This window comes from Nonomuraea purpurea, from assembly GCF_042650645.1.
GTDB lineage: Bacteria > Actinomycetota > Actinomycetes > Streptosporangiales > Streptosporangiaceae > Nonomuraea > Nonomuraea purpurea.
In genome coordinates, this window is the sequence record NZ_JBHSBI010000034.1 from 1 (window position 1) to 24,993 (window position 24,993).

Consider the following 24,993-nt stretch of genomic DNA (forward strand, 5'->3'; position numbering starts at 1 on the left):
GAGCCCGGTGCTCAGTAATGGGCACGCCGGGTTCGGAGAGCGACCCGAGGAAACGGGTCGGGAGCAATCCCGATACCGCGCCTCGGGTCGACTCTACCAATTGCCGGCTGAGACGCGCGACCCTTCCTCGACGTGAACTGGGGGCAACAGCGCTGAGGCGAGTAAGCAGACTGCTGCACAGCAGCGCGGTACAGCAACACCGCCATACACGATCACCTGATAGCAATCCGTATCCACTGCTTCACCAGGGCGGGAAGCCAGTAACGAGGCTCCTGCCCTTCCCAACGGATCAGAAGGTTCGGGGTTCGAGTCCGCGGGAGCAAGAGGTGGGGAAGGGACGCCGAGGCGGTCTTGAACTGGACGCTGGTGGTGGGCAGGGATGTGGTGGGCGTTCATTGCTCGTTGCAGCAGGTCAGAGTCGAACCCGTGCGTGCCCAGGTGGTCGAGGAGCGGGTCATATCGGTCAGCCCGGTCTCGCAGGAGTTCCGAAACCAACCGGAGTTCCAGCCGGACTACCGGCACGTGGTGAGAGCCGCAGGTGATCAGGACGTGATGCTGCCATGGCCCGCTGCCCACACATTCCATGGTGTCCGCATCGGCTTGCCTCTCGACGGTGCTGAGCTCCACTTCGACCCCGTTCACCTCGAACCTGGCGAAGTATTGCGAAGATTCGGGGATCCATGCGGCGGTGTAAAGGCAGGGGAATGATGAGAGTGCTGCGGCGAACGTGTCCACGTCCTCTCGGCTGGTGAGCAAGATGTCGATGTCCCCAACAGGGAGTTGAACGCCTTGCAGGAGTGCGGCGCTTGTGCCGCACACGCGATACGCCGTGTCGGTGTCCGCAGCTCTGAGCGCATCGAGCGCCAGGTCTAAGGCTGTAGTTACATCCGTCAGGTTCAATGATCTTGTTTTGTCGCCCATGTGAGTCAACGTATCGATCACGCGAGTGCCCGCGTCAGACGTCTTCGGGTTCCGGTTGGTCCTTCGTTTTCAGGTGGGCGTACGGATCGCACGACCCAGCCGGGCCAGGCCGCCGGTCGTCAGCGCGACGATCGGCGCCATGAGCACGGTCAGCAGAGCCAACCCGTACGGCCAGCTCTGCGTTGAGTGATCGTAGTTCCTGGAACCGATCATCAGGTAGACCGACCAGGCCAGTAGCGGCCCCGCTACGCCTGCGACCACTCCTGACCCCAGGCTCGCATCCCGCCACGCCGTCCAGGCGGCCACCACGGCGATCAGGATCGCGGGACCGGCCAGACTCCACAGCAGATCGAAGGTCCTCACCTCCCCCACCTGGCCGACCGTGTACTCCAGGATGAAGAGGACCAGTCCGAGCGCTGTCCCGCCGTGGCGGAGGGCGGCCGCCGCAGCAGCAGCACCGATAAAGCCGCCGGCGAGCGAGGCAAGGAGTGCTACGACCGCGGGTTTGCCGTCCACGCCCAGCGCCTGGACGTACTGCACCGGCCCAGCCGTCACCGCACAGCCGAACCATGCGGCGAGCGGCAGTACGACGAACCGTTCACTCCCATCGGGCATCCTGCTCGCGATCAGCGAAGCGAGCACGATCGAAGCCGCGGGGTACCAGGTGGCGCTGGTGAGATCGCGATACCAGCCCGGGCCGTCGTAGGCGTGATAGTCGACCCAGTCCGTCATCCCGAACGCCTTGCCCGCGACGATCTGCCCGCAGGAGAGCACGGCGGCGATCAACGCGGCGACACCTATCGGGAGTACGGCCGGCTTCGTTTCGCCGGTCTTTCCTTGGGGCAGTCCCCGGGCCGCGACCAGATAGGCGAGTACAGCTCCCAGCACCCAGCCTGGCCAGCCCGCCATCACGTCGGCGAAGTCCGACTCGTCGAGGAGGCCCTCCGCGAAGAGTACGCCGATCATGACTGCTGACGCGCTGCCGTACAGGGTCGCCAGCGCAGCCATCGAGGGTTTCTCTCGAAGGAGGAACCCCGCCGCCAGGCCGGTCAGCACGCCGGCGGGTTCGGGACGACCGATCATCGCCAGGAGTACGGACAGGCCCGGCGCGACGACCAACGCCACACCCACCGCCAAGGCGATCCCTCGCAGGTTCGACATCAGCCCAGAAGATCATGACATGTACGTGTTCGGGTTGGTTTCCACGAGATGGACCTCGGCGACCGGTTGTCGGGCCCCTGCGGCGTGGCCAAGACGGTAAGACTGGAGCAAGTCCGACGAGGTCATCGTGGACGCCGCTGCACTGCTCATGCGCTCGTGGTCGGCCCCACGGGCAGCGGACGACGACTCATGAGCAGCGCCGAGCCCGTCGCGGCGGTCCCCGAGCCCGGCTCACCGGTGAAAACCGAGTGACATTTGGCATCATTTGCCGGAATGTTTGGCTCGGTCGATGAGTTCTGTCGGTGGTTCCGGTCAGTCTTCGCATGACCGCAACTTCTTGGAAGACCCCAGGCTGCGACGCCAGCCGCGACGACGTGACGTCCGACGACCCCGATCGAGGTGCCGTGTCCGCCCCACAACTCGACTCAACGGCCGAATCCGCCACCGCCGTCTCGGGTCGTACCCCGCCCGTGATCCGGCTGCTGGTGCTCGCCACCTTCGTGGTCATCCTCAACGAGACGATCATGATCAACGCGATCCCCCGGCTGATGGTCGCGCTGCAGATCACCGAGCAGACCGCGCAGTGGCTCTCGACCGCCTTCATGCTGACCATGGCCGCGGTCATCCCGATCACCGGGTGGTTCCTGCAGCGCGTGTCGACCCGCCGCGCGTACACCGTCGCGATGAGTTTGTTCCTGCTCGGCACGGCGTTGGCCGCCGTCGCGCCGTCGTTCGAGGTGCTGCTGGCCGCCCGCATCATCCAGGCGTCCGGGACGGCCGTGATGATGCCGCTGCTGATGACCACGATGATGCAGGTGGTGCCCAAGGCGGACCGGGGCCGGGTGATGGGCAACGTCACGCTGGCCATGTCGGTCGCGCCCGCGATGGGCCCGGCGGTTTCTGGAGTGATCCTCCAGTTCGGGTCCTGGCGGCTGCTGTTCGCCGTGGTGCTCCCCATCGCCGCCGTGATCACGTGGCGTGGGCTGAAGCAGCTCAAGAACGTCGGAGAGCCGCAGTTCAGCACCATCGACTGGTTGAGCGTGGTGACCGCGGCCGCGGGTTTCGGCGGCCTGGTCTACGGGCTGAGCCGGTTCGAGAGCGGTGACGTCGGCGTCGCCGCCGCGATCGTGGCGGCCGGTGTGGTCGCCATCGCCGTCTTCGTCGTCCGCCAGTTGTCGTTGCAGAAGCGCGACGTGCCGCTGATGGACCTGCGCACCCTGCGCCACCGCACCTACACGGTCGCGTTGATCATGATGTCGGTGGCCTTCATGGCGATGCTCGGCTCGATGATCCTGCTGCCGCTGTACCTGCAGAACGTCCGCGAGCTCAACCCCCTGGAGACCGGGCTCCTCGTGATGCCGGGCGGCCTGGCGATGGGGTTGCTCGGTCCGACCGTCGGCCGCCTGTTCGACCGGTTCGGCGGCCGGATTCTGGTCGTCCCCGGCTCGATCGGGATCATGCTCTCGCTCGCCGGATTCACCCAGGTCACGATGACGATGCCGTTCTGGCTGCTCCTCGGTCTGCACGCGCTGCTGATGGTGAGTCTGGCCGCGACCTTCACCCCGGTGTTCACCCTCGGGCTCGGAGCGGTGCCACCGGCGCTCTACTCCCACGCCAGCTCGATCCTGAGCACGTTGCAGCAGGTCGCCGCGGCCATCGGCACCGCGCTCGTGGTCACCGTGATGAGCGCGCGAGCCGACGCCCTCAGGGCCGAGGGGGTCACGGAGCAGATCGCCAACCTCGACGGAATGCGGCTGGCCTTCATCATCGGCGCGGTGCTGTCCGTGGTCGTGGTCGTCACCGCGCTGCTCCTGCCGGCCCGAGCGGACAGCGGCGTCGGCGAACTCGACGAACCCGTCCAATAAAACGGTCAGCCCATGCTTTTGGCGCCGTCCATGGACTCGCGGATGATGTCGGCGTGGCCGGCGTGCTGGGCGGTCTCGGCGATGATGTGCATCAGCACCATGCGGGCCGACCACCGCTCGTCGGCCGGGAACCATGGGGCCTTCGGCAGCGGCTGGGTGGCGTCCAGGTCGGGCAGGGTGACGACCAGCTCGTCGGTACGGCGGGCCACCTCGGCGTAGTCGGCCAGCACCCCGGCCAGCGTCTCTTCGGGCAGCAGCCGGAACCCGTCGGCCCACTCGGCGTATTCGGCCTCGGTCATGTCGGTGAAGTCGCCTATCGCGGACGGGCCGTTCAGGATGAAGCCGGCCCAGTTCCGCTCGACCTCGGTGACGTGCTTGATCAGGCCGCCCAGGCACAGCTCGCTGGCGGTGGTGCGCAGGCGGGCCTGCTCGTCGGTGAGGTCGCGGGTGGTGAAGCGCAGGAAGTGCCGCTTGTCGGCCAGCATCGCCAGCAGGTCGGCACGCTCGCTGGTGACGTGGTTGCGCAGCTCGTTGACGGTCATGATCTCTGCCTTTCGTCGTCCTGATCTGCTGACCACGCTAGGACCCTCAACGGCCACTTTCTGGCCTGAATTACCGGCACAATGGAAAACATGGCGAACACCAGCACCCGGACGCTGCGGCTGCTGTCCCTGCTGCAGACCCACCGCTACTGGCCGGGCACCGAACTGGCCGAACGGCTGGGTGTCTCGGCCCGCACCCTGCGCAGGGACATCGACCGGCTGCGCGAGCTGGGCTACCCGGTCGAAGCGCAACGGGGCGTGGACGGCGGGTACCAACTGGCCGCCGGCGCGGCGCTGCCGCCGTTGGTCATCGACGACGAAGAGGCGGTCGCCCTGGCCGTGGGGCTGCAGGCCGCCGCGCAGAGCGCAGTGGAGGGCGTCGCCGAGTCCTCGGTGCGGGTGCTGGCCAAGGTGGTGCAGGTGATGCCGACCCGGCTGCGGCAGCGGATCGACGCGCTGCGCACGATGACCGTGCCCGGCTGGGACGGCTCGGCCTGGGCGGGCATCGAGCCGAGCGTGCTCACCGCGATCGCGCTGGCCTGCCGGGACAGCGAACAGCTTCGCTTCTCCTACACCGCCGCCGACGGCCGGCGCACCGACCGGGACACAGAACCGCATCGACTGGTCTGTCTCGGCCGCCGGTGGTACCTGGTCGCCTACGACCTCACGCGGCACGACTGGCGCAGCTTCCGTGTCGACCGGCTCAGCGCGCCGCAGGCCACCGGCTCCCGGTTCAGGCCCCGCGAACTGCCCGCCGCCGACGCCGCCGAGTTCGTCCGCGCCGGCCTGGACAACATGCCCCACTGGTATCGGGTGGAGGTCCTGGTCGACGCCCCTGCCGCGACCGTACGCGAACGGATCGGCAGGTGGAGCACGGTCGAGGAGGTTGACGCCGAGCACTGCCGGGTGCACATGACCGCCGAATCTCTGGACTGGCCGACCATGGCGCTGGGTGTGGTCGATGCCGACTTCCGCATTATCGGCCCGCCCGAATTGCTCGACCAGGTCCGCAAGTGGGGAGCCCGGTTCAACCGGGCGGGCTTGACGGATCCACCGCGGGACCTTGTACGCTGATCACGATGAATACCTCCTTCAGCAGATTGGGGGTCCTGTTCGCCATAGGTGAGTGCTGATGCACCACTCGATCGCGAACGGGGATTCCCGTCTTTCCTTCTGGCTGCGCGTGCGCGAGTTCGCCGTGCCGTCCTCCATGATCGAATCTGCGACCGCTCGCCGTGCCGCCGGAGACTGGGCGGGGGCGTGTGCCGCGGCGCACGTCGACGTCGATCTGAATCCGCGCCACGCCGCTCGTGTCCACGGCCGGGAGTTCGCCGCCCGCCTTCGGGACGATCTCCGTCATCTGGCTCCTGACCTGCTGCGCTGGCACATGCCGAGGATCGCGCCCGATGGGCTGATCCGTCCTGGTGTGACCGTCTCGCTGGCCCGCTATCACGAGGTGCACCTCGTGGCCAGGACACCTCCGGCCTGGGCGGATGCGGGTCAGCGGATCAGCCTGGCCCTGTGGGACGGGTCCCGCTCCGGAGCCCATCCGCATCCGCGTCCTCATCAGCGTTTCCGCCTCGATCTGCACCGCCACCTGTGGGACGTCCGCAGGGTCGGTGAGCTGCGGGTCCGTTCAGGAGCGGACCGGCAGCCCGACGGACGGGACCTGGGCGTGCCGCTACCGCAGGGCTGCGCCGTGGACCGGTGGGCGGCCGAAGCGTGGACGCTGCTGCGCGCGGAAGGGCGGGCCGCAGGCGCGGTCGCCGTACGGCTCGGGCGGCGGCGTCAACTCGTACTGGACCTGGACGAGGGTGCCGCCTTCCAGGTCAGAACGGCTCCCGTCATGCCGGTCTTGCCCGATGCGGCGACGTGGGTGCTGCCCGACCTGGCGTTGCTTCGCGCCGGGCTGATCGAGGCCGACCGGCTGCACCCGCTCGTCGCGCCGGTGCTCGTCCCCGGCCATTCGCCGGACGACACGCCGCGAAGCCCTGAACGGGAAGCCGGCACGCGCCTGGTCGAGTGCCGTGGTGCCCGGCACCGGATCGCCGTCGTGCACGGGGTGCTGGTTCCGCTGGACCACGACCCGGCCGAGATCCGCCGCGAGAGCCTGCTGGCCGCGCTGACCGGAACCCCGCTGCCCTGCCTGCGGGTGATCGACGAGACCCACCGCGCCCCGGAGGACCTCATCGACGTCCGCACGCGCCTGGACCACGGCGACACCGCCGGCGCTCTGGCCGCCGTCGAAGACCTCCTCGGTCCTGACGCGCCACTGCCCAGGGGCGCGCTGCGGGAGGAGCTGGAGACGGCGGCGCAGCGGCGCATCGACCACGGGCTGTTCCGAGCCGGCCTGGACGGGCTCGGACAGGGCCCGGCCGCCCGGCCAGACCGCCGCTCCCGCGACGGCCGGGCACGCCCACGCCACGCGACATACCGCTGAAACCACGCGTCTTCCTGCCCGACGAGACCTCAAAGGTGATCCAGCATGCCCGAATCTTCTGTCATCTCCGGCCCTGCTCACGCCTCCAGGCTGGACGTCGCCGCCGACCTGCTGTCCATGCTCCGCGACACCACCACGGAGCCCCACGTCGACCCGCAGTTGGACGCCCTGACCCTGGCCGTGTCCGCCGACCTGCCGGTGCTGCTGTGGGGAGAGCCGGGGATCGGCAAGACCGCGGCGCTGCAGCAGCTCGCCGTGGCGCTCGACCTGCCGCTGACCACGGTGATCGCCAGCGTGCACGAACCGTCCGACTTCTCCGGCCTGCCCGTGGTCGGCGACGACCCCGCCGTCCAGGGGGTGCCGATGGCTCCGCCGGACTGGGCCGTGCGCCTGGCCGACGCCGGACGGGGGCTGCTCTTCCTGGACGAGCTGTCCACGGCGCCGCCGGCCGTCCAGGCCGCTCTGCTCCGCCTCGTACTGGAGCGGCGGGTCGGCGCCCTGCGGCTGCCGGACGGTGTCCGGATCGTGGCGGCCGCCAATCCGCGCTCCTCCGCGGCCGACGGCTGGGAGCTGAGCCCGCCCCTGGCGAACCGGTTCGTTCACCTGCAGTGGAGGCATGACCACGAGGTCGTCGTACGCGGCCTCGGCGGGACCTGGCCGAGGGCGTCGCTGCCATGGCTCGACCCGGAGCGGCTGCCGAAGGCCGTGACGTTCGCCCGGCGTGCGGTGTGCGGGCTCCTCGCCGCCCGCCCGACCCTCGTGCACCGGCTGCCGAACAACGAAGCCCACCGGGGCGGCCCGTGGCCCTCACCCCGCAGCTGGGAGATGGCACTGCGGTTGATCGCCTTCGCCACCGCGGCGAACACCTCCAAGGACGTGCTGTCCATGCTGGTCCGGGGCACGGTAGGGGACGGTCCCGGGCTGGAACTGCTGGCCTTCATGGACCGGATGGACCTCCCCGACCCCGAGACGCTGCTGGCCGACCCGGCGGCGGCCGACCTGCCCGAGCGGGGCGACCTGCGCCAGGCCGTCCTCGACGGCGTGGTCGCGGCGGTCAGGAAACGGCCGGAGAAGTCCCGCTGGGACGCGGCGTGGGCGCTGCTGGCGCGGGCGCTGGAGACCGGAGCCCCGGACCTGGTGGTCGTGCCCGCGTCCACGCTCGCCGCGCTGCGCCGCGCCGATTGGGACGTCCCCGCCCCGATCGAGCAGCTCGCAGGGGCGGTCTCCTTGAGCAGGCAGGCGGACGAGGCCGCGGCGCGGGTCGCGGCCGTCGCGGGGACGGGCCGATGACGCTGGACTTCGACAAGCTCTTCGCGGCCCGGCTGCACGCCGCACGGGCCCGGCCCTACCTGGCGACGGCGCTGTTCGCGCTGCACCCGGTGGAGTCGCGGCTCGTGCCCACGATGGCCGTGGACCGGCACTGGCGGTGCTACGTCTCACCGGCGTTCGTCGCGCAAACCTCCGTGGAGGAGCTGGCAGGGGTGTGGGTGCACGAAGTCTCCCACCTGCTGCGCGACCATCACGGCAGGAGCGACCGGGTCGCCTCGGAACGGGGGCTGACCGGGCCTGGGGAACGGTTGCGGATGAACATCGCCGCCGACTGCGAGATCAACGACGACGTGTACGGGGACGGGCTCACCCGGCCCAAGGACGCCGTCCGACCGGAGACGCTGGGGCTGCCCAATGGGGAGCTCATGGAGGACTATCTGCGCCAGTTCCGGCTCGGTCCCCACACCCAGGGGCTGGTCTGGCTGGACTGCGGCAGCGGCGCCGACGGGCTGGAGCGGGAGTGGGATCTCGGGCCGGAGGGCGCGAACGGGCTCAGCGACCAGGAACGGGACGCGGTCCGGTTCCGGGTCGCGCAGGGCATCACCGGCCGTCCGGGGGACGTCCCGAAGGGGTGGCGGCGGTGGGCGGAGGAGGCTTTCCATCCGCCGCAGCCGTGGCGGGAACTGCTCGGCGCGGCCGTCCGCTCTGCGGTGTCCGGGCCGGGTGTGGGTGAGGACTACACCTACGGCCGGCCGTCGCGGCGCTCCGCGGGTCTGCCCGGCGTCATCCTGCCGAGCCTGCGGCGCAAGCCGCCTCGGGTCTGCGTGGTCATCGACACCTCCGGGTCGGTCAGCGACGCCGAACTGGGGAGCGCGCTGGTCGAGGTGGCCGCGATCGTCCGCGCCGTGGGCGGCCGGCGCGACCTGGTCAGCGTGCTGTCGTGCGACGCGGCGGCCCGGGTCGTGCAACCGCTGTGCGCCGCCGAGGGCATCACGCTGATGGGCGGCGGCGGGACGGACCTGCGCGCGGGAGTCGCCAAGGCGCTGCGGACAAGACCGAGGCCGGACGTCATCGTGATCCTGACCGACGGGCAGACCCCCTGGCCGGACGCACGACCGGCGTGCAGGACGGTGGTCGGGCGGTTCACGCGGGACAGGGCGGCCCGGTCGTGGGACGAGAACGATCCCGACTATGTGCCGGACGCGCCGCCCGATTGGGCGCGGGTGGTCGACATCGGCTAGCGCGCCAATGTCACGGAAAGGGGGACGAGCAAGATCGTATAACTATAATGTTCCGTGCGATCGATTGGAGATGATCGCATGAAACGCGTCTTACTCGCTCTCACCGTTCTCGCCGCCGGCCTGGGAAGCGCCCCGGCCGCGCAGGCCGCGAGCGGCACCGTGGTCCTGAAGTTCTACGACAGCGCGGGCAACGGCACCGAACTCAACGCCACCCAGGCCAGAAAGACGATGTACGGCAGCGGCGGTTCCGACAGCGACGCCCTGCTCGACCCGGTCACGTTGCAGGACGTCGAGGAGTACCCGCTCTACTCGAGCGGCTCGCCCGCCCGGTTGCGGTTCGACATCCCCGACAAGGCCGTGGCCCTCGCGGTGAACTGGCCGACCAGCCGCGGCTTCTCGACGGTCATCGTCGACAACGGCGGCGGCGGGTTCACCGCCGGCAATACCGTGGTGTTCAACCAGCAGGCGGCCAAGGACGCCAAACGGCGGCTCGACGGGGCGCTGGCCGCACGGCCCGACTACGTCCGTTCGACGGCGTTCACCAGCGCCCTCGCCGACGCCGTCACCAACCTGAACGCGGCCGACGCCGCGACGACCGACGCCGATCGCGGCAGGTACGGCCAGCGCGCGCTGAACGCGGTCAACACGGCCAACGACCTGCTGCTCAGCGAGTACGGCCCGGCCTACGCCAAGGCCCACGCCACCCAGCCGTGGATCGGCCTCACGGTCGACGACCTCTCGACGTACCAGAGCTGGCCCTCGCTGGCCAAGACGCTCACGCAGCCGCACGGCTGGGTCAGGATCGTGTTCGACCCGAGCGCGGACAAGGGCGACGTCGAGCACTACCGCAGTGCCGTGAAGGCGGCGCGCGCCGCCGGCCTGCGCGTGCTCGGCCAGCCGCTCGACTCGACGTTCGCCAACGGCTACACGCGGGCGCAGTATCTGGCCAGGGTCAAGTCCTACGTCGACGCCTACCCCGACATCGAGGCATGGGAGGTGGGCAACGAGGTCAACGGCTGCTGGGTCGACGGCTACACCGACGGCGAGGGCGACTGCGACGGCAGGCTCGTCCCGGCCAATGACCGGATAAAGAACAAGATCGCCGACGCGGCCGCCTATGTGCGTTCCAAGGGTGCCCAGGTGGTCGTCACGCTCTACTGGCAGCTCGGCACCGACGCGGCCCAGTGGTCCACCTTCAACTGGGCACGCGCCAACCTGCCCGCCTCGACCAGGCAGAACATCGACGTGGTCACGCTGTCCACGTACGTGGAGGACGCGCCCATGGGCCTCGCCTTCGACCAGGTCATGCAGGCGCTGCAGACGGAGTTCCCGAGCCAGAAGGTCGCCATCGGCGAGCTGGACTACTGGAGCGATGACACCACCAAGGCGTACTGGGCCTTCGACCAGAGCGACGCGGACGTCGGACGACGCGCCGTCGCCGCCCACTACTACGCGGCCTCCCTCGGCTATCCACGCAGCCTCGGCGGCGCTTTCTGGTGGTACTTCGTGCAGGAGGTCCCCCATGACTCCGGCCTGCAGAAGGCGATCCGCTCAGTGGTGGACCAGCTCACCTGAGGTCGAGTTCGGCCCGTGAGCCACCGGCTCCGCGTTCCTCAGCCCACGCACGTCTCGACGTCACTTGATGGCCTGCAGGTAGGTGAGCACCGCCATCACCCGCCGGTTGTGATCGTCGGACGGCGGCAGGCCGAGCTTGGCGAAGATGTTGTTGGTGTGCTTGGCGACCCCTTTGTCCGTGACCCGGAAACGGGCGGCGATCGCGCCGTTGGACAGGCCCTCCGCCATCAACGCCAGCACCTCGCGCTCTCTCGGGGTCAGCTCGGCCAAGGGTTCGTCTCGGCCGCGGCGGGTCAGCAACTGCGAGATCACCTCGGGGTCCATCACGGTGCCGCCCGCGGCGACCTGGCGGACCGCGTCGACGAACCTGTCGACGTCGCCGACCCTGTCCTTGAGCAGGTAGCCCACCCCGCCGGACCGGCTGGAGAGCAGCTCGCGGGCGTAGAGCTGCTCCACGTACTGGGACAGGATCAGCACCGGCAGGCCGGGCACCTGGCGGCGGGCCTCCAGCGCGGCGCGGAGCCCCTCGTCGGTGTAGCCGGGCGGCAGGCGCACGTCGACCACGGCCACGTCGGGGCGGCAGCGGGTGAGCGCGTTCAGCAGCATCGGGCCGTTGTCGACGGCCTCGGCCACCTCGAAGCCGTTCGCCGACAGCAGGCGGATCAGGCCGTCGCGGAGGAGGGCGAGGTCTTCGGCTATGACAACGCGCACGGGAGCTCCATGATGAGTTGGGTCGGGCCTCCGGCGGGGCTGTTGAGGATGAGGCGTCCGTCGAAGGCCGACAGGCGTCTGTCGATGCCCCGCAGGCCGGTGCCGGCGGCTATGTCAGCGCCGCCGCGGCCGTCGTCGCGGACCGCCACGCGAAGCAGGCCGGCCGCATGGGAGACGCGCAGCCACACGCGGGACGCGCCACTGTGCTTGGCCACGTTGGTCAGCGCCTCCGCGGCGGCGAAGTAGACCGCGGACTCGACCGGGGCCTCCAGGCGGCCCGGCAGGTCGATCTGGACCTCGACGGGCACCGGGCACAGCAGTGCGGCGGCCTGGACCGCGCCGGCCAGGCCGCGGTCGGCCAGAACCGGAGGGTGGATGCCGCGTACCAGGTCGCGCAGGTCGGTCAGGGCCTCGCCGGCGACCTCGTGGGCCTCGTCGATCATCATCTGGACCTGGGCGGGGTCGCGGATGTTGCGGGCCAGGCCCAGGTTCATCCGGATCGCGACCAGTTTGGCCTGCGCGCCGTCGTGCAGGTCGCGTTCGATCCTGCGCAGCTCCGCCGCCTGCGCGTCGACCACCTCGGCCCGTGACTTGGTGAGCTGCCTGATGCGCGCGGCCGGGCTCGTGGCGGGGCGGAGCAACAGCGCGGACAGCCGCGCCTGCCCCGTTCTGAGCAGGGGCAGGGCCGCCAGGGTGACCGTCGCGATGGCGGCGACGGAGACGCTCAGGGCGAACGCGGTCACCCTGGTCGGCTGGACCACGCTCACCCGGGTGAAGATGTAATCGAAGGCGACCAGCAGCCCCCAGATGACGAGCGGGGGGAAGGGCCAGGTGCAGGCGTGCACGGCAAGCCAGGCCAGATCCCGCTTGTCGGAGCCGGCGGCCCGCCATGGGCTGTCGGAATCGAGCGCCACGCTCACCCAGGCCCGCTGGATCCGGGCCAGTGACCGGACGAGCATGCGCAGGCGGTCCAGCAGCGGCAGGCCGATGCCCGCCACCGGGATCAGCGCGAGGCTCACGAGCAGCATGGCGACCAGCGCGAGCGCGGCCATGCCTGTGGCGAGGTTCAGCAGCAGCCCGCTGATCACGTCGGACGCTCTGCGTGTCCAGGTCACGTCAGCAGTTTGCCGGACGGGCGGCGCGCGGACGGTAGTCCTAGCCCCACCAACGATGGTGGGAAAGTGCGTCCTGCATGGTAGGCGCACCACCATCGAGATCAGCGCGCCCGGCCGCGAGGCTGGCGACCGTGATCGAAGTGCAAGAGCTGACGATGAGATACGGCGGCAAGATCGCCGTCGACGACCTGTCGTTCACCGTGAAACCCGGGCTGGTGACCGGCTTCCTCGGTCCGAACGGCGCGGGCAAGTCCACCACCATGCGTGCCGTCCTCGGCCTGGAGGTGCCGAACGCGGGCAAGGCGCTGGTGAACGGCCGCCCGTACGCGTCCATCCTGAAGCCGATGCGGTCGATGGGGGCGCTGCTCGACGCCGGGGCGGTGCACGGGGGCCGCAGCGCGCATGCGCACCTGGCCTGTCTGGCCCGCAGCAACCGCATCGGCCGCGCCCGCGTGGCCGACGTCCTCGACCAGGTCGGCCTGAGCGACGTCGCCGGCAAGCGGATCGGCGGCTTCTCCCTCGGCATGCGGCAGCGGCTGGGCATCGGCGTGGCGCTCCTCGGCGACCCGGGGGTGCTGATGCTGGACGAGCCGCTGAACGGGCTCGACCCCGAGGGCATCCGCTGGCTGCGCGACCTGCTGCGGTCGCTGGCCGCCGAGGGCCGCACCGTGCTGCTGTCCAGCCACCTGATGAACGAGCTCGCGCTCACCGCCGACCACGTCATCGTCATCGGGCGGGGGCGGCTGATCGCCGACACCGCCATGGAGGAACTGGCCGGAAACTTCCAGCGCGACGTGCTGGTGCGCACGCCCGACCCGGAGCGCCTGGCCGGCATGCTGCGCGCGCATGGGGCGACGGTGGTCTGCGAGGACGACGGCGCCCTGTCGGTGCGGGGCTTCGACGCGGCCGAGATCGGGGTGGTGGCGCTCGACGGGCGGATCGCGCTCGCGGAACTGGCTCCGCGGGCCGCGTCCCTGGAGGAGGCGTTCATGCGGCTCACCGAGGACAGCACCGAGTACCGATCTTCCCTCCAGGAGGCCGGCCGATGATCGACGTGATCGCCTCCGAGTGGATGAAGCTCCGCTCGCTGCGCTCGAACCTCTACCTGCTGGCCTGCTCGGTGGCGGCCGTTCTGGCCTGTGCCGGGATCGCGTTCATGATCGGCCGCGGGTTCGACAGCCAGACGCTCGACCAGCGGATGAGCTTTCCGAGTAATGGGGACGGCCTGGGCAACGGGATCGCGGTCGCCTACTTCGTGTTCGCCCTGCTGGGAGCCCTGGCGATCACCTCCGAGCACGGCACGGGGATGATCCAGACGAGCCTGGTGGCCGTGCCGCGAAGGCGGGTGCTGCTGCTGGCCAAGGTGCCGGGGCTGACCGCGGTCGCGCTGGTGGCGGGCCAGGTTCTGGCGTTCTGCATGCACGCCGCCTCCATGGTGATGCTCGGCGACCGGGCCGATCAGTTGCTGCGCGACGGGCAGACGATGGGCACGTCGCTGTCGGAGCCGGGCGTGCTGGCCTCCGTGGTCGTGGCCGGGTTGTCGATGGCCGCGGTCGCGCTGATCGGGCTCGGCGTCGGGGCCGCCGTCCGCTCCACCCCCGGCGCCCTCGTCGTGCTGACCGTGATCATCGTGGTGCTGCCCGTGGTGGCCAAGACGTTGCCGATGCCGCTGCGCGCGCAGGTCGGCTCCTTCATGATCGAGAATCTTCCGCTCCAGATCGCGGGGGTCAGTGGCGGGATCCTGCCGCCTGCCGTGGCGGCCGGGCTGCTGGTCGCCTACGTGGTCGCCGCGTTGACGGCGGGCGCGACGGTGATCGCGCTGAGGGGGCGCAGGGTCAAAGCGCTGGCCGTGGGGGTGGCCGTCGCCGTGCTGGTGCCGTCGGTGCCCGCCGCCGCTTCTCCGGCTCCCAGCCCGTCGACGCTGGCTTGGGCGGACTGCGCGGACAAGAACCTCATCAAGGAGATGCGCTGCGCCTCGATCAAGGTGCCCGTTGACTGGGCCAAGCCGTCCGGCCGGAAGATCGACCTGACTGTCGGCATGCTCCCGGCCACCGGTGCCCAACGCCGGATGGGCACGGTGTTCTACATCCCCGGCGGGCCGGGCGCCTCCGGCGTGGCGGCTCTGAGCGAGAACGCGGGCAGCTTCGCCGAGTTGCGCAATCGTTTCGATGTGGTCAGCGTCGAGCCCCGCAACACCATCGACAAGGGTGTGCTGCCGTACGACTGCCTGATCTCCGGCCCGTGGATCACCTTGCCCGACACCCGCGACGAGTACGCCGAGCTGGGCAGGCGCAACCGGGCGGCGGCGGAGAAATGCCGCGCCGCCGACCCCGAGTTCTTCGACCACATGGATTCGGCCTCCGTGGCGCGCGACATGGAGGCGATCCGCGTCGCGCTGGGGGAGGAGAAGCTGAGCTTCATCGCCAACTCCTACGGTGGCGAGCCCGGGTTCGCCTACTCCCGGCTGTTCCCCGGCCGGGTGCGCGCGATGGTGTTCGACGGTGCGGCCAACCCGTACCAGGACCGCGCGCAAATCTGGCTCCTCCATGAGAAGTCCTTCACCCGCTTCGCCGCCTGGTGCGCGGCGACCACCACCTGCGCGCTGCACGGCCAGAACGTCGGCGAGGTCTGGCAGGCGCTGATAGCGCGGGCCGACCGCGTTCCGGTGCCGGTCAAGGGCGAATCGCCGGAGGCCGCCTACAGTGGGTTCGACATCAAGGAGGCAGCCGCTCCCAGCGTCATCTCACCGGGGCCTGAACCCGAGTTCCCCCGGTGGACGCAGCTCGCCGAGGCGATCAAGCGGGCCGCCGACGGTGACGCCTCAGGGTTCGCCGGCTACGTCCGGCAGGCCAAGAAAAGCCCGAAAGTCCCCTCGTTCGTCAGCATGAACATGACCCATTGCCTCGACGGCCTGGGATTCCGCGACTACGAGGAGTACCGGAAGAAGCGCAGCGAGGGCGAGCGGCTACTGCCGAACCTCGCCTGGACAGAGCTCTGGCACCCGCTCGCCTGCGTCGGCTGGCCGGCCCCCGCCACCAATCCGCCCGCGCCGCTGCCTGCCAAGGAGTTGCCGCCCTACCTGAGCGTCGGCTCCTGGACGGAAGACCCCGAGGCCATCGCACGGCTGGTGCCCGGTTCGGTCGCGGTCCAGTACCAGTGGAACGGCCACGCCCTTTACAACAGCGGCGTCCCCTGCATCATCGCCCACGTCAACCGCTACCTGATCAGCCTGCGCCTGCCCGCGCCGGGCACCGTGTGCCCCAGGGCCGTCACCTGACGATCAGCCGGTCTTGACGTTGGAGCAGTTGCGCGAGCATGGCGAGGTCGTAGGTGCACACCGTCTGATGGAGCCCTCTGTGGATGTCCGCCTCGCGCAGCCGGACGCCGCGCCTGGTCGCGTAGAACACGCCCTCGTCGCTGCAGAAGATCGACCAGCCGGGATACGTGGTCCGGAGCGCTTCAACGTCGTCACCGAGTGTCGTCATACGACTACTCTAACGAGTGGCCTATGACATACTCACGCCGTGCCCTCCCACATCCCCCGCGAACATGCCCGCCACCTCCACGGCGCCATCGCCACCCTGGTGCTCTACTCGGCCGAGCCGATCGTCCAGCTCCCCCGGTTCCGCCTTTTCGGCAGCCGGCCGGCGACGTGCGTCGGGTGGGAGTTCGTCTCCGGGCTGACCGCCTCGATGATCAACGGACCGGGCAGGTTCGAGCTCCTGGTCGAGGGGGTCAGCCACCCGGACGAGCTCGACGCGGCCCTCGCCTGGAACGCGTCCGTCGAGCGGGCCGGAGGGGCGGCCGTGCTCGTCGTGGACGCGAGGTGCATGACGTTCGACTGGGCGATAGCGGCCGATGGCGGACGGGCACGGGGCGGGTTCGTACGTACTTCGAAGCGCGCCGGGAAAGCACCCGCAAACGTTTGTCTAACTGCTAACTGCATGCATTAGCCTAACCACCGTGGGTAGCGCATTCGTCACTCGCGCTCTGCGCCGTGTGGGCCGGCGTGGTGCCTCGCTGGCGTTCGTGGGCCTGTTGAGCCTGGTGATCGCCGCTTCCCTGGCGTTCGCGCCGGCCACCCAGCGCGCCGCGCCCTCGTACGCCATCCTGGCCCGCGTCGCCCCCCTGGATGTCTGGGCCCTGGCCTGGCTGACTCTCGGCCTGTTGTGCCTGGTGCAGACGTTCATGCGCTCCGACCGCATCGCCTTCGCCGCCGCCACCGCGCTGCTCATCCTGTACGGCCTGATCTACCTCGTCTCCAGCATCACCGGCGACAACCCGCGCGGCTGGGTCGGCGGGGCCGTCTGGCTGGCGTTCGGCGGCTGGATCGCGGTGATCGCCACCTGGCCGGAGGCCATCGTCCTCGACAGGCTGCCGAAGAAGGGCGTCGCGGCCGTCATCGTCGCCGACGCCTCTGGGACCATCCAGTCCTGGAACCCGCAGGCCGCCAACCTGTTCGGCTGGAGCACCGACGAGGCGGTCGGACGACCGCTGACGTTCCTGATGCCGGACCGCTTCCGCGCCGAGCACAACGCCGGGCTCCGCCGGGTGCGAGAGAGCGGTCGATCCGAGTTGTCCGGGCGCCTCATGCCGCTGGTCGGCCTGCGGCGCGACGGCAGCGAGTTCGCCATCGCGCTGACCGTCAACGCCTGGCACAGCGACGAGGGCGTCACCTACACCGGCGTGATCCGGGCGATCGGAGGTCGTCGTGTCGGCGCCGAATGAGGTCCTCCTCCAGGTCGCGATCGGTGCGGTCCCGCTCGGCGTGGCATACCTCGCCTTCCGCTCCGCCACCGACGCCAACAAGAAGACCCAGCAGACCGCACTGCTCCAGGCCGAACGCCAGGCCGAACTGGACCGCTCCAAAGTCGACGCCGAGGCGTTCGTCCGCGCCAAGACGATCTACGAGGACGCCCTGAGCCAGATGGAGAAGCAGCTCGCCCGGGTGCAGAGCCAGGCCACCCAGGTGGGCATCGACCTGGCCAGCGAGCAGAGCACCGCGAGCGCGATGCGCGACCAGATCCGCCGGCTCCAGGCGCAGATCCGGGCGCTGGAACGCACGGTCACCAGGCTGCGCGACCAGCTCGTCACGGCGGGCCTGGCACCCGTGCCGGCCTCCGACATGACGGGCCCCTACATGATCCAGCCCTGGCAATCGGAGTAGATCCCACCGACGCCAGTGAGTGTCCTCGTGCGGCGGCCGGCCTCTTAGGACGGGGTGAGGCCGTGGGCGTGGGCCAGGAGTTCGGCCGAGCGCATCCATGCCTTCCTGTCCGGGGCGGAGAACACCGCGATCAGCTCGTCGGCCTGGGCGTGCTCGCCGAACCGCGCCACGTACTCGGCGACCTCGCCCGGGTCGCCGACGGCGGAGTATTGGGCCATGCCGACGATCTGCTGCCCGGCGGGCGATTCGAGGATCATGTCGGCTTCCTCCGGCGTGAACGTGCGTCCCCGCCCGAGGAACCGGCTCACCCGGTACCGCTTCGACTCCAGGAACTGCTCCTGGGCCTCCTCGCTGGTGTCGGCCGCGATCACGTTGAGCGCCGCCATGACGTACGGCCGGTCGAGCTGCTCGGACGGCTTGAACTCGCTGCGGTAGATCGCCACGGCCTCCTCCAGCGCGGCGGGCGCGAAGTGGGAGGCGAACGCGTACGGGAGCCCGAGCGCGGCGGCGAGCTGGGCCCCGAACAGGGAGGAGCCGAGGATGTAGAGCGGCACGTCGGTGCCCTTGCCCGGTGTCGCGTTGACGCCGGGGATCCGCGACTCGCCCCGCAGGTAGCCCTGGAGTTCCAGAACGTCCTGCGGGAACGCGTCGGCGGAGGCCGGGCTGCGGCGCAGCGCGCGCATGGTCTGCTGGTCGCTGCCGGGCGCCCGGCCGAGACCGAGGTCGATGCGCCCTGGGTGCAGCGTCTCCAGCGTGCCGAACTGCTCGGCGATGGTCAGTGGGGCGTGGTTCGGGAGCATGACGCCGCCCGCCCCGAGGCGGATCGTCTGGGTGTGTGCGGCGATGTGGGCGATGAGAACGCTGGTCGCCGATGAGGCGATGCTGTCCATGTTGTGGTGCTCGGCGTACCAGATGCGCCGGTATCCGAGCTCTTCGGCCCGCTGGGCGAGGGCCACGCTGGCGGTGAAGCTGTCGCTCGCCGTCTCGCCCTCGCCTATGTGCGCCAGATCAAGGATGGACAGCGGCAGAGCCATGAGTTCGCGCCTTTCGCAGAGCGGTTCGACCTGGCTCTTGCCAACAGCGGAAGGCGTCCAGATATTTCAGGACGCGGTGCAGGACACCGTGGGCGGAGTGCCGTTCTGGCCGGTGTGGTTGGCGAGGAAGCCGAACGTGGTGGTCGCGCCGGCCGCCAGGGCGCCGTTCCAGTTGAGGTTCGTGACGGTGACGGTTCCGCTGCCTGACAGGGTGCCGTTCCAGAGTTGCGAGATCGTCTGGCCGTTCGGGAACGTCCAGCCGACCCGCCAGCCGGCGATCGGCGAGGTGCCGGTGTTCTTCACCGACACCTCGGCCTGGAAGCCGCCCTGCCACTGGCTCGTGACGTTGTAGGTCGCGGTGCAACCAGAAGGACCACTCGTCGGTGTGACGGTGGGAGTCGGGGTGGAGGTGGGTTGCGGGGCGGCGATGGCCAGGTCGTATGCCCGTTGCGGCACGAACTGTCCCGCCCCGGCGATGCACCCGTCCGCCTCGCCTGGAGGTTTGACCCACAGGTAGGCGTCGATCGCGGCGTCGCCCGTGTTCGTGGTGCTCCAGGTGCCGGTCGCGCGGCCCGCCGGGTCGCACCACTCGCTGCCGGACGGGCCGTTGCCGTTGCGGCTGGTGTCGATGACGGTCTTGAGCCTGGACACGCCGGTCGCCGCGATGACGCTCTTGGCGTACGACACCAGCCCGGACGTGGCCCGGTAGTTGGAGGTGTTGACCGCGATGCCGTCGGCGCTGTTGGCCACGTCGGCCCCCGTCAGCCTGGAGGCGGCCTCAGAGGCCCCCAGCCAGGCGTCGTGCCCGATGTCGAAGTACACCTTGACCTGCGACGACGTTGCTCTGAACCGTTTGCCCGCGTACGCCATGGACGCCTTCACCTCGGCCTGCTGTGACGCGTTCATGCAGTTGGTCATGATCGCCAGCGCGTCCGGTTCCAGGACGATCGTGGCGGGCCGCCCGCCGAGCCCGGCCGCGATCTGGTCGATCCAGGCGCGGTAGGCGGTGTGGTCGGGAGCTCCGCCGGAGCTGGCGCCGCCGCAGTCGCGGTTCGGCATGGCGTAGACGACCGCGATCGGGATCTTGCCCGCCGTCGCGGCCGCGCCGACGTAGGCGTCGACCTGGCTGCGCACGGTCGACGGGTTGTACGTGGCGAACCACCGGCCCTGGGGCACGGCGGCGATCCTGTCCCTGATCACGGGGGTACGGCTGTCGCCCGGGTTGGCGGCGACCCATTTGGCGGCGTTCGTTCCGGGATCCACGTAGAAAGCGGAGTCGGCGGCCTGTGCGGTGGGCGTGACCAGGATGACCGCGCCGGCCGTGGCCGCGGCGGCCGAGGCGACGAGCACCGCCAGCATGGGCCTTCTGCGAGACATGACATCTACTCCGTCCGTTGCTTGGGAGCGCTCCCACTTGCACCCGGATCGTAGGGAGGTCACACCCGTCCATCAAAGACCTCCGATCGCCCGCGGCGACGTTCCCGCAGGTCAACCCCGCCTGACAGGTGAAACTTTCAGCCGGCCAGGCAGGCTTCGAACACCTTGGTCAGGCGGTCGACGTCGGCGGGCGTGGGCGACTCGGGACCGAGGCGCCGGCGCATGGCCCCGACGCCGAGGAAGACCGCCGTGGCCATGCGCGCCCTGGCGTGCACGTCGGCGCCCGCGCCGAGCTGGGCCTCCAGCGGCTGGAGCACGGCCGTGAGCAGGCGCTCGCGGGCTATCTCCGCCACCTCGGGGTCGGCGGCGGAACGTTCGAGCGTACGCAGGATCGGGCTCTCCGGCGGATGCTGCATGCGCTCGGCCGCGTACTCGGCCAGCCGCCGAGCCAGCCCCGCTCTGTCGCCCTCGAACAGCGCGGCGATGGTCGGCTCGCCTTCCAGGACCGCGCCGAACAGGCCGGCCTTCGACCCGAAATAGCGCCCGACCAGCGCGATGTTCGAGTCGGCCGCGGCGGCGATCATGCGGACGGTCACCCGCTCGTAGCCCTGCTCACCGAAGAGGCTCCGGGCCGCCTGCAGGATGCGCTCGCGCGTGGCCTCACGGTCGCGCGGCTTCGCCCCCGTCACCTGGACAGTCATGCCCGCACTCTACTCAATGGACACCCCCTTGCCGGGCGGCTAGTAAACGGGCGTATACTCAATTCGGATAAATTTGCAAAGAAGGGGATGTGGTGTCTTGGTAGCCCAAGCACAGGCCGCATCCCCCGCGAAGCGGCACTACTCCCACCGCGAAATCCTCGAGGTCATGTCCGGGCTCATGCTCGCGATGCTCACGTCGATGATCTCGACCTCGGTGGTGGGCACGGCACTGCCGACGATCGTGGGGGAACTCGGCGGTCAGGACGAGTACTCATGGGTCGCCTCGGCCACGATGCTGACAATGACGGTGTCCACGCCGTTGTGGGGCAAGCTCTCCGACGTCTTCGGACGCAAGTTGCTCTTCCAGACCGCTCTGGGGCTGTTCGTCGCGGCCTCGCTGGTGGCCGGGCTGTCGCAGAACATGGGACAGCTCATCGCGGCGCGAGCCGTACAGGGCCTGGGCGTGGGTGGTCTGTCGGCGCTGGCGCAGGTGATCCTGGGCGACATCGTCTCGCCACGGGAACGCGGCCGGTACTCCGGCTACATGGGGGCCGTCTTCGGGATCTCGACGGTCGCGGGGCCGCTGCTCGGCGGGTTCATCGTCGACACCGACTGGCTCGGCTGGCGCTGGTGCTTCTACGTCGTCGTCCCGTTCGCCCTGGTCGCCTTCCTGGTGATCCAGAAGGTGCTGAAGCTGCCGAAGGTCAAGCGCAGCACCTCGATCGACATCTGGGGCGCGACCACGATCACGGCGAGCGCGAGCTCCCTCATGCTGCTGCTGACCTTCGGGGGCAACCAGTTCGCGTGGAACTCGGGCTGGACCTACTTCCTGGTCGCGACGAGCCTGCTCATGCTGGCGCTGGCGGTGCTGGCCGAGCGGCTCGCGCGCAACCCGATCCTGCCGCCGCGGCTGTTCCGCAACCGTACGTTCGTGCTCACCAGCCTGACCTCGCTGTTCGTCGGCATGGCGATGTTCGGCGCGATGATCTACCTGCCGCAGTACCTGCAGATCGTCAAGGGGCTCAGCCCCACGGCCTCGGGCCTGATGACGCTGCCCATGGTGGTGGCGCTGTTCCTGGGCGGCGTGATCTCCGGAAAGATCGTCACCCAGACGGGACGGTGGAAGATCTTCCCGGTGGCGGGCCTGCTGATCGTGGCCGTGGGGCTGTTCCTGCTGTCCAGGCTGCACGTGGACTCCGGCGAGTGGCTCATCGGGTTCGACGTGGCGGTGCTCGGCACCGGCCTGGGCCTGTCCATGCAGATTCTCATCCTGGCCGCCCAGAACGGCTCCGATCCGCGCGACATGGCCTCCACGACCTCGGGTGTGTCGTTCTTCCGCTCCCTGGGTGGCGCCGTCGGCGTGGCCGCGTTCGGTGCGATCCTGACGAACCGGATCAAGACCGAGATGGCCGGGCTCGCCGCGGCCGCCGGCATCAGGCTGCCCGGTGGGAGCGGCGACTTCAAGCTCGGCAGCCCCGGCGAGATCCAGCGGCTCCCCGAGCCGATCAAGCACATCGTGCTGGAGTCGTTCACCCGAGGTCTTGAGACCGTGTTCCTGGTGGGCGTGCCGATCGCGCTGCTCGGCTTCGTGGCCGCGATCTTCCTGAAGGAGCTGCCGCTGCGCGGCGCCTCGACGCCGGCCCCCGTGCCCGCCGCGCCGAGCAAGGACGACCTGGTCCTGGCCGGGCTGCTGCTCGAACTCGTCGCCCAGCGCATCGAGCGCGCGAACGGCGAGCCCTCCGCGCTGCTGACCGCCGTCGCCGCAATGGCCCCGCCCGACGAGCGCTCCGAACGTGAGCGCGCCGGATCGGTCGCCAAGGACGTGCTGCGCCCCACGTCCCGCGCCCTGATCGCACAGGCCAGGCCACCACAGAAAGACCTCGTGACAGGAGGAGTCTCGCAATGATTCGCAAGTTCGCCGGCACCGTCGCGGCGGCCCTGGCCGTCCTGGCCGGGCTGTGGATGATGATCGCGCCCTTCGCTCTCGGCAGCCAGCCGGACAACGCCGACTGGACCGGCACCACCCAGTCCGAGTTCTTCACCGGCCTCGGAGTGGCCGTCGTGGGGCTCGTGGGGGCGGTCTCGTTCGCGCTGGCCATCCGCGAGGAACTGGTGACGCGGGGCCTGGTGGTCGTACGGCCGCGCCGGGTCGAACCGGAGCCCGAGCCCGTGCCGGTCGCGCCGCAGGGGTCGTCCGCGGAGCTGGCGGCGCTGCTGGCCCCGCTCGTCGAGGCGCTGCGCGAGGACCTGAACAGGACCGCTGGAGATCGCCGCCAGAACGGCAAGCCGCTGGTGGGAGTGGAGGAGAACCGATGAAGGCCAAGCTGGGCGTTTCCGCCCTGGTCCTGCTGTTCCTCGGCGGTCTGTGGCTGGTCGCCGCGCCGTTCGCGGTCGGCTACCAGCCCCTGGGCGGGGCCTACGTGGACGCGACGGTGAACGACCTGTGGCTCGGCGGCGCCCTGGCCGCGCTCTCGTTTTCCGCCCTCGTGTTCTACGCGGCCGACGCCCTGCGCGAACTGACCGCCCGCGACGGGCTGATTGCCGAGCACCACTCGGCTCCAGCACGGCACGCCGACAGCTGACGCGAGACATGCCGTGTTCGGCGAAACGGATCCGGGCTGGGAGCCGCTTGCGGGCAGGCTACCCGAAGGGCAGTTCGAGATCGGCAAGGACGGCGTCGGCCTGCTCGTCGTGGGCTTCGACGGGTCGGGCCCGAGCCGCAACGCGCTCGCGTACGCGGCCGGGCTCGCCCGCAGGGACGACGCCGCGCTGCTCATCGCCTTCGTGGAGTCGCTGAACAGCGCCTCTCTGTGGTTCTTCGCCGGGTCGCCGATCATTCCCGACGCGGCGGCCGACCTCACCGAGGACCTGCGGGACGAGCTGCGGGGGGCTGGAGTGCCCTGGCAGTTCGTCAGCGTTCGAGGGGATACGGCGCGAGAGCTGGAGACGCTCGCCAGTGCCTACATGGCGGATGCCATCGTGGTGGGGCGGTCGCGGTCCACGTGGCACGGGTCGGTGGCGGCCAAGCTGGCCAAACGGGCCCGCCGTACGGTGCTGATCGTCCCCTAGAGGTGTGCGGTGAAAGGGCTTTGACCTGGCCAGATGTCGCATATGGTGGCTAGATGAAACGTGTTGCCGCCATGGCGGTCGTGGCGCTCGCGTCCGTTGCGTGCGGCGCGGGAGAGTCGGCCGCGTCGCCAGCGCCCGCCGCATCCGCCCCCGTTCAGGAAACGCCTCAGTCACGGGCTCCCGTGGCCGCCACCCCGACGCCGAGCAAGACGGCGCCGCCCACGTTCGACGCCAAGGTCACCAAGGTGTCGCGCGACCGGCTGCCGCACTCGTGGCGCCCCGGGTGCCCGGTCCACTACCGGGACCTGCGGCTGATCACGCTGACGTACTGGGGCTTCGACAACAAACCGCACACCGGCGAGCTGGTCGTGCGCAACACGGTCACCGACGACATCGTGACCGTGTTCAGGAAGCTGTACGACTGGCGGTGGCCGATCAAGCAGATGAAGCTGGTGGACGCGTACAAGGCCGACGACTTCGCCTCGATCGACGTCGACAACACCTCCGCCTTCAACTGCCGCAAGGCCACCGGGTCCAGCAACTGGTCCAATCACGCGTACGGGGCAGCAATTGACATCAACCCCCGCGAGAACCCATACATCACTGCAAGCGGCAGCACCGCCCACCAAAACGCCAAAAAATTCACCGAACGCCCCATGAAGGGTAAAGGCGTGGTTAATCCCGGCGACAAGGTTGTCAAGGCCTTCGCCGCGGTCGGCTGGGAATGGGGCGGCTACTGGTCCGGCGCCAAGGACTATCAGCATTTCTCCAAGGGCGGCGGCTGAGGCAGACCGCCTCGCATTAT

At 69.9% G+C, this 24,993-nt stretch carries 25 protein-coding genes; 16 read left to right on the forward strand and 9 right to left on the reverse strand.

The features are described from left to right. Window positions 1-93: 93 nt before the first annotated feature. Window positions 94-921, reverse strand: a complete 828-nt coding sequence (locus ACFOY2_RS44375) for a hypothetical protein (protein ID WP_379534175.1) — start codon at window positions 919-921, stop codon at window positions 94-96. Between the two features lie 69 nt (window positions 922-990). After that, on the reverse strand, window positions 991-2,082 hold the full coding sequence (locus ACFOY2_RS44380; RefSeq protein ID WP_379534176.1) for a hypothetical protein: 1,092 nt from the start codon (window positions 2,080-2,082) through the stop codon (window positions 991-993). A gap of 323 nt (window positions 2,083-2,405) precedes the next feature. On the opposite strand from ACFOY2_RS44380, the gene ACFOY2_RS44385 reads away from it, so the two are divergent. Continuing rightward, a complete protein-coding gene (locus ACFOY2_RS44385; RefSeq protein WP_379534177.1) occupies window positions 2,406-3,947 on the forward strand; it encodes an MDR family MFS transporter in 1,542 nt (513 codons plus the stop codon). A gap of 5 nt (window positions 3,948-3,952) precedes the next feature. Here ACFOY2_RS44385 and ACFOY2_RS44390 read toward each other — a convergent pair whose 3' ends face one another. Continuing rightward, window positions 3,953-4,489, reverse strand: coding sequence for a DinB family protein (locus ACFOY2_RS44390; RefSeq protein WP_379534178.1), 537 nt, complete (start codon window positions 4,487-4,489; stop codon window positions 3,953-3,955). 90 nt (window positions 4,490-4,579) lie between these two features. Here ACFOY2_RS44390 and ACFOY2_RS44395 point away from each other — a divergent pair, with 90 nt between their 5' ends. The 5 genes from ACFOY2_RS44395 to ACFOY2_RS44415 all read left to right on the forward strand — a co-directional run bounded on the left by ACFOY2_RS44395 (window position 4,580) and on the right by ACFOY2_RS44415 (window position 11,014). After that, window positions 4,580-5,563, forward strand: coding sequence for a helix-turn-helix transcriptional regulator (locus ACFOY2_RS44395; protein ID WP_379534179.1), 984 nt, complete (start codon window positions 4,580-4,582; stop codon window positions 5,561-5,563). Between the two features lie 58 nt (window positions 5,564-5,621). Beyond that, window positions 5,622-6,929 (forward strand): hypothetical protein, encoded by a 1,308-nt coding sequence (locus ACFOY2_RS44400; RefSeq protein WP_379534180.1) that lies wholly within the window; start codon window positions 5,622-5,624, stop codon window positions 6,927-6,929. Between the two features lie 45 nt (window positions 6,930-6,974). Then, entirely contained in the window at window positions 6,975-8,219 is a 1,245-nt protein-coding gene (locus ACFOY2_RS44405) for an AAA family ATPase (protein WP_379534181.1), read from the forward strand. Beyond that, window positions 8,216-9,439 carry a vWA domain-containing protein gene (locus tag ACFOY2_RS44410; protein WP_379534182.1) on the forward strand — a complete coding sequence of 408 codons (1,224 nt, stop codon included), beginning with the start codon at window positions 8,216-8,218 and terminating at the stop codon, window positions 9,437-9,439. Before ACFOY2_RS44405 ends, ACFOY2_RS44410 begins: the two co-directional genes overlap by 4 nt. A gap of 78 nt (window positions 9,440-9,517) precedes the next feature. Next, the gene (locus ACFOY2_RS44415; RefSeq protein WP_379534183.1) at window positions 9,518-11,014 is read left to right on the forward strand and encodes a hypothetical protein; all 1,497 of its coding nucleotides are present in this window, start codon (window positions 9,518-9,520) and stop codon (window positions 11,012-11,014) included. 60 nt (window positions 11,015-11,074) lie between these two features. Here the strand turns inward: ACFOY2_RS44415 and ACFOY2_RS44420 are convergent, their stop codons facing one another. Then, window positions 11,075-11,725: a LuxR C-terminal-related transcriptional regulator gene (locus ACFOY2_RS44420; protein WP_379534184.1), complete on the reverse strand. Its 651-nt coding sequence runs from the start codon at window positions 11,723-11,725 to the stop codon at window positions 11,075-11,077. Further along, entirely contained in the window at window positions 11,710-12,840 is a 1,131-nt protein-coding gene (locus ACFOY2_RS44425; protein ID WP_379534185.1) for a sensor histidine kinase, read from the reverse strand. Before ACFOY2_RS44425 ends, ACFOY2_RS44420 begins: the two co-directional genes overlap by 16 nt. Window positions 12,841-12,971: 131 nt before the next feature. Between ACFOY2_RS44425 and ACFOY2_RS44430 the strand changes: the two genes are divergently transcribed. Further along, a complete protein-coding gene (locus tag ACFOY2_RS44430; protein WP_379534186.1) occupies window positions 12,972-13,889 on the forward strand; it encodes an ATP-binding cassette domain-containing protein in 918 nt (305 codons plus the stop codon). Then, complete coding sequence (locus ACFOY2_RS44435; protein WP_379534187.1) at window positions 13,886-16,117, forward strand: alpha/beta fold hydrolase; 2,232 nt, start codon at window positions 13,886-13,888, stop codon at window positions 16,115-16,117. The genes ACFOY2_RS44430 and ACFOY2_RS44435 overlap by 4 nt, the downstream gene beginning before the upstream one ends. Here the strand turns inward: ACFOY2_RS44435 and ACFOY2_RS44440 are convergent. After that, window positions 16,110-16,325, reverse strand: a complete 216-nt coding sequence (locus ACFOY2_RS44440) for a hypothetical protein (protein WP_379534188.1) — start codon at window positions 16,323-16,325, stop codon at window positions 16,110-16,112. The genes ACFOY2_RS44435 and ACFOY2_RS44440 overlap by 8 nt on opposite strands. 39 nt (window positions 16,326-16,364) lie before the next feature. On the opposite strand from ACFOY2_RS44440, the gene ACFOY2_RS44445 reads away from it, so the two are divergent. From ACFOY2_RS44445 to ACFOY2_RS44455, 3 genes are read left to right on the forward strand one after another with little or no spacing between them, the layout of a single operon-like run. Next, on the forward strand, window positions 16,365-16,793 hold the full coding sequence (locus ACFOY2_RS44445; protein ID WP_379534189.1) for a hypothetical protein: 429 nt from the start codon (window positions 16,365-16,367) through the stop codon (window positions 16,791-16,793). 10 nt (window positions 16,794-16,803) lie between these two features. Continuing rightward, complete coding sequence (locus ACFOY2_RS44450) at window positions 16,804-17,568, forward strand: PAS domain S-box protein (RefSeq protein WP_379534190.1); 765 nt, start codon at window positions 16,804-16,806, stop codon at window positions 17,566-17,568. Continuing rightward, the gene (locus tag ACFOY2_RS44455; RefSeq protein WP_379534191.1) at window positions 17,552-18,007 is read left to right on the forward strand and encodes a hypothetical protein; all 456 of its coding nucleotides are present in this window, start codon (window positions 17,552-17,554) and stop codon (window positions 18,005-18,007) included. Before ACFOY2_RS44450 ends, ACFOY2_RS44455 begins: the two co-directional genes overlap by 17 nt. 44 nt (window positions 18,008-18,051) lie before the next feature. On the opposite strand, the gene ACFOY2_RS44460 is transcribed toward ACFOY2_RS44455, so the two are convergent. The 3 genes from ACFOY2_RS44460 to ACFOY2_RS44470 all read right to left on the reverse strand — a co-directional run bounded on the left by ACFOY2_RS44460 (window position 18,052) and on the right by ACFOY2_RS44470 (window position 21,119). Then, window positions 18,052-19,041, reverse strand: a complete 990-nt coding sequence (locus ACFOY2_RS44460; protein ID WP_379534192.1) for an LLM class flavin-dependent oxidoreductase — start codon at window positions 19,039-19,041, stop codon at window positions 18,052-18,054. Window positions 19,042-19,107: 66 nt separating this feature from the next. Then, a complete protein-coding gene (locus tag ACFOY2_RS44465; protein WP_379534193.1) occupies window positions 19,108-20,418 on the reverse strand; it encodes a glycoside hydrolase family 6 protein in 1,311 nt (436 codons plus the stop codon). 137 nt (window positions 20,419-20,555) lie between these two features. Further along, window positions 20,556-21,119, reverse strand: coding sequence for a TetR/AcrR family transcriptional regulator (locus ACFOY2_RS44470; RefSeq protein ID WP_379534194.1), 564 nt, complete (start codon window positions 21,117-21,119; stop codon window positions 20,556-20,558). A 97-nt stretch (window positions 21,120-21,216) separates the two neighbouring features. On the opposite strand from ACFOY2_RS44470, the gene ACFOY2_RS44475 reads away from it, so the two are divergent. The 5 genes from ACFOY2_RS44475 to ACFOY2_RS44495 all read left to right on the forward strand — a co-directional run bounded on the left by ACFOY2_RS44475 (window position 21,217) and on the right by ACFOY2_RS44495 (window position 24,973). Further along, window positions 21,217-23,025 carry an MDR family MFS transporter gene (locus tag ACFOY2_RS44475; RefSeq protein WP_379534195.1) on the forward strand — a complete coding sequence of 603 codons (1,809 nt, stop codon included), beginning with the start codon at window positions 21,217-21,219 and terminating at the stop codon, window positions 23,023-23,025. Then, window positions 23,022-23,435, forward strand: coding sequence for a hypothetical protein (locus ACFOY2_RS44480; protein WP_379534196.1), 414 nt, complete (start codon window positions 23,022-23,024; stop codon window positions 23,433-23,435). The genes ACFOY2_RS44475 and ACFOY2_RS44480 overlap by 4 nt, the downstream gene beginning before the upstream one ends. Further along, window positions 23,432-23,701: a hypothetical protein gene (locus ACFOY2_RS44485; RefSeq protein WP_379534197.1), complete on the forward strand. Its 270-nt coding sequence runs from the start codon at window positions 23,432-23,434 to the stop codon at window positions 23,699-23,701. Before ACFOY2_RS44480 ends, ACFOY2_RS44485 begins: the two co-directional genes overlap by 4 nt. A 13-nt stretch (window positions 23,702-23,714) precedes the next feature. Continuing rightward, window positions 23,715-24,188, forward strand: a complete 474-nt coding sequence (locus ACFOY2_RS44490; RefSeq protein ID WP_379534198.1) for a universal stress protein — start codon at window positions 23,715-23,717, stop codon at window positions 24,186-24,188. Between the two features lie 71 nt (window positions 24,189-24,259). Continuing rightward, window positions 24,260-24,973, forward strand: coding sequence for a M15 family metallopeptidase (locus ACFOY2_RS44495; RefSeq protein WP_379534199.1), 714 nt, complete (start codon window positions 24,260-24,262; stop codon window positions 24,971-24,973). Window positions 24,974-24,993: the final 20 nt, after the last annotated feature.

What these genes read in the sequence shown, in the direction of transcription:
- ACFOY2_RS44480 (WP_379534196.1), top strand. Translation starts at nt 23,022, where the DNA reads ATGATTCGCAAGTTCGCCGGCACCGTCGCGGCGGCCCTGGCCGTCCTG.
- ACFOY2_RS44460 (WP_379534192.1), bottom strand. Translation starts at nt 19,041, where the DNA reads ATGGCTCTGCCGCTGTCCATCCTTGATCTGGCGCACATAGGCGAGGGC.
- ACFOY2_RS44495 (WP_379534199.1), top strand. Translation starts at nt 24,260, where the DNA reads ATGGCGGTCGTGGCGCTCGCGTCCGTTGCGTGCGGCGCGGGAGAGTCG.
- ACFOY2_RS44390 (WP_379534178.1), bottom strand. Translation starts at nt 4,489, where the DNA reads ATGACCGTCAACGAGCTGCGCAACCACGTCACCAGCGAGCGTGCCGAC.
- ACFOY2_RS44380 (WP_379534176.1), bottom strand. Translation starts at nt 2,082, where the DNA reads ATGTCGAACCTGCGAGGGATCGCCTTGGCGGTGGGTGTGGCGTTGGTC.
- ACFOY2_RS44415 (WP_379534183.1), top strand. Translation starts at nt 9,518, where the DNA reads ATGAAACGCGTCTTACTCGCTCTCACCGTTCTCGCCGCCGGCCTGGGA.
- ACFOY2_RS44485 (WP_379534197.1), top strand. Translation starts at nt 23,432, where the DNA reads ATGAAGGCCAAGCTGGGCGTTTCCGCCCTGGTCCTGCTGTTCCTCGGC.
- ACFOY2_RS44465 (WP_379534193.1), bottom strand. Translation starts at nt 20,418, where the DNA reads ATGTCTCGCAGAAGGCCCATGCTGGCGGTGCTCGTCGCCTCGGCCGCC.
- ACFOY2_RS44400 (WP_379534180.1), top strand. Translation starts at nt 5,622, where the DNA reads ATGCACCACTCGATCGCGAACGGGGATTCCCGTCTTTCCTTCTGGCTG.
- ACFOY2_RS44395 (WP_379534179.1), top strand. Translation starts at nt 4,580, where the DNA reads ATGGCGAACACCAGCACCCGGACGCTGCGGCTGCTGTCCCTGCTGCAG.
- ACFOY2_RS44405 (WP_379534181.1), top strand. Translation starts at nt 6,975, where the DNA reads ATGCCCGAATCTTCTGTCATCTCCGGCCCTGCTCACGCCTCCAGGCTG.
- ACFOY2_RS44435 (WP_379534187.1), top strand. Translation starts at nt 13,886, where the DNA reads ATGATCGACGTGATCGCCTCCGAGTGGATGAAGCTCCGCTCGCTGCGC.
- ACFOY2_RS44470 (WP_379534194.1), bottom strand. Translation starts at nt 21,119, where the DNA reads ATGACTGTCCAGGTGACGGGGGCGAAGCCGCGCGACCGTGAGGCCACG.
- ACFOY2_RS44440 (WP_379534188.1), bottom strand. Translation starts at nt 16,325, where the DNA reads ATGACGACACTCGGTGACGACGTTGAAGCGCTCCGGACCACGTATCCC.
- ACFOY2_RS44410 (WP_379534182.1), top strand. Translation starts at nt 8,216, where the DNA reads ATGACGCTGGACTTCGACAAGCTCTTCGCGGCCCGGCTGCACGCCGCA.
- ACFOY2_RS44385 (WP_379534177.1), top strand. Translation starts at nt 2,406, where the DNA reads ATGACCGCAACTTCTTGGAAGACCCCAGGCTGCGACGCCAGCCGCGAC.
- ACFOY2_RS44375 (WP_379534175.1), bottom strand. Translation starts at nt 921, where the DNA reads ATGGGCGACAAAACAAGATCATTGAACCTGACGGATGTAACTACAGCC.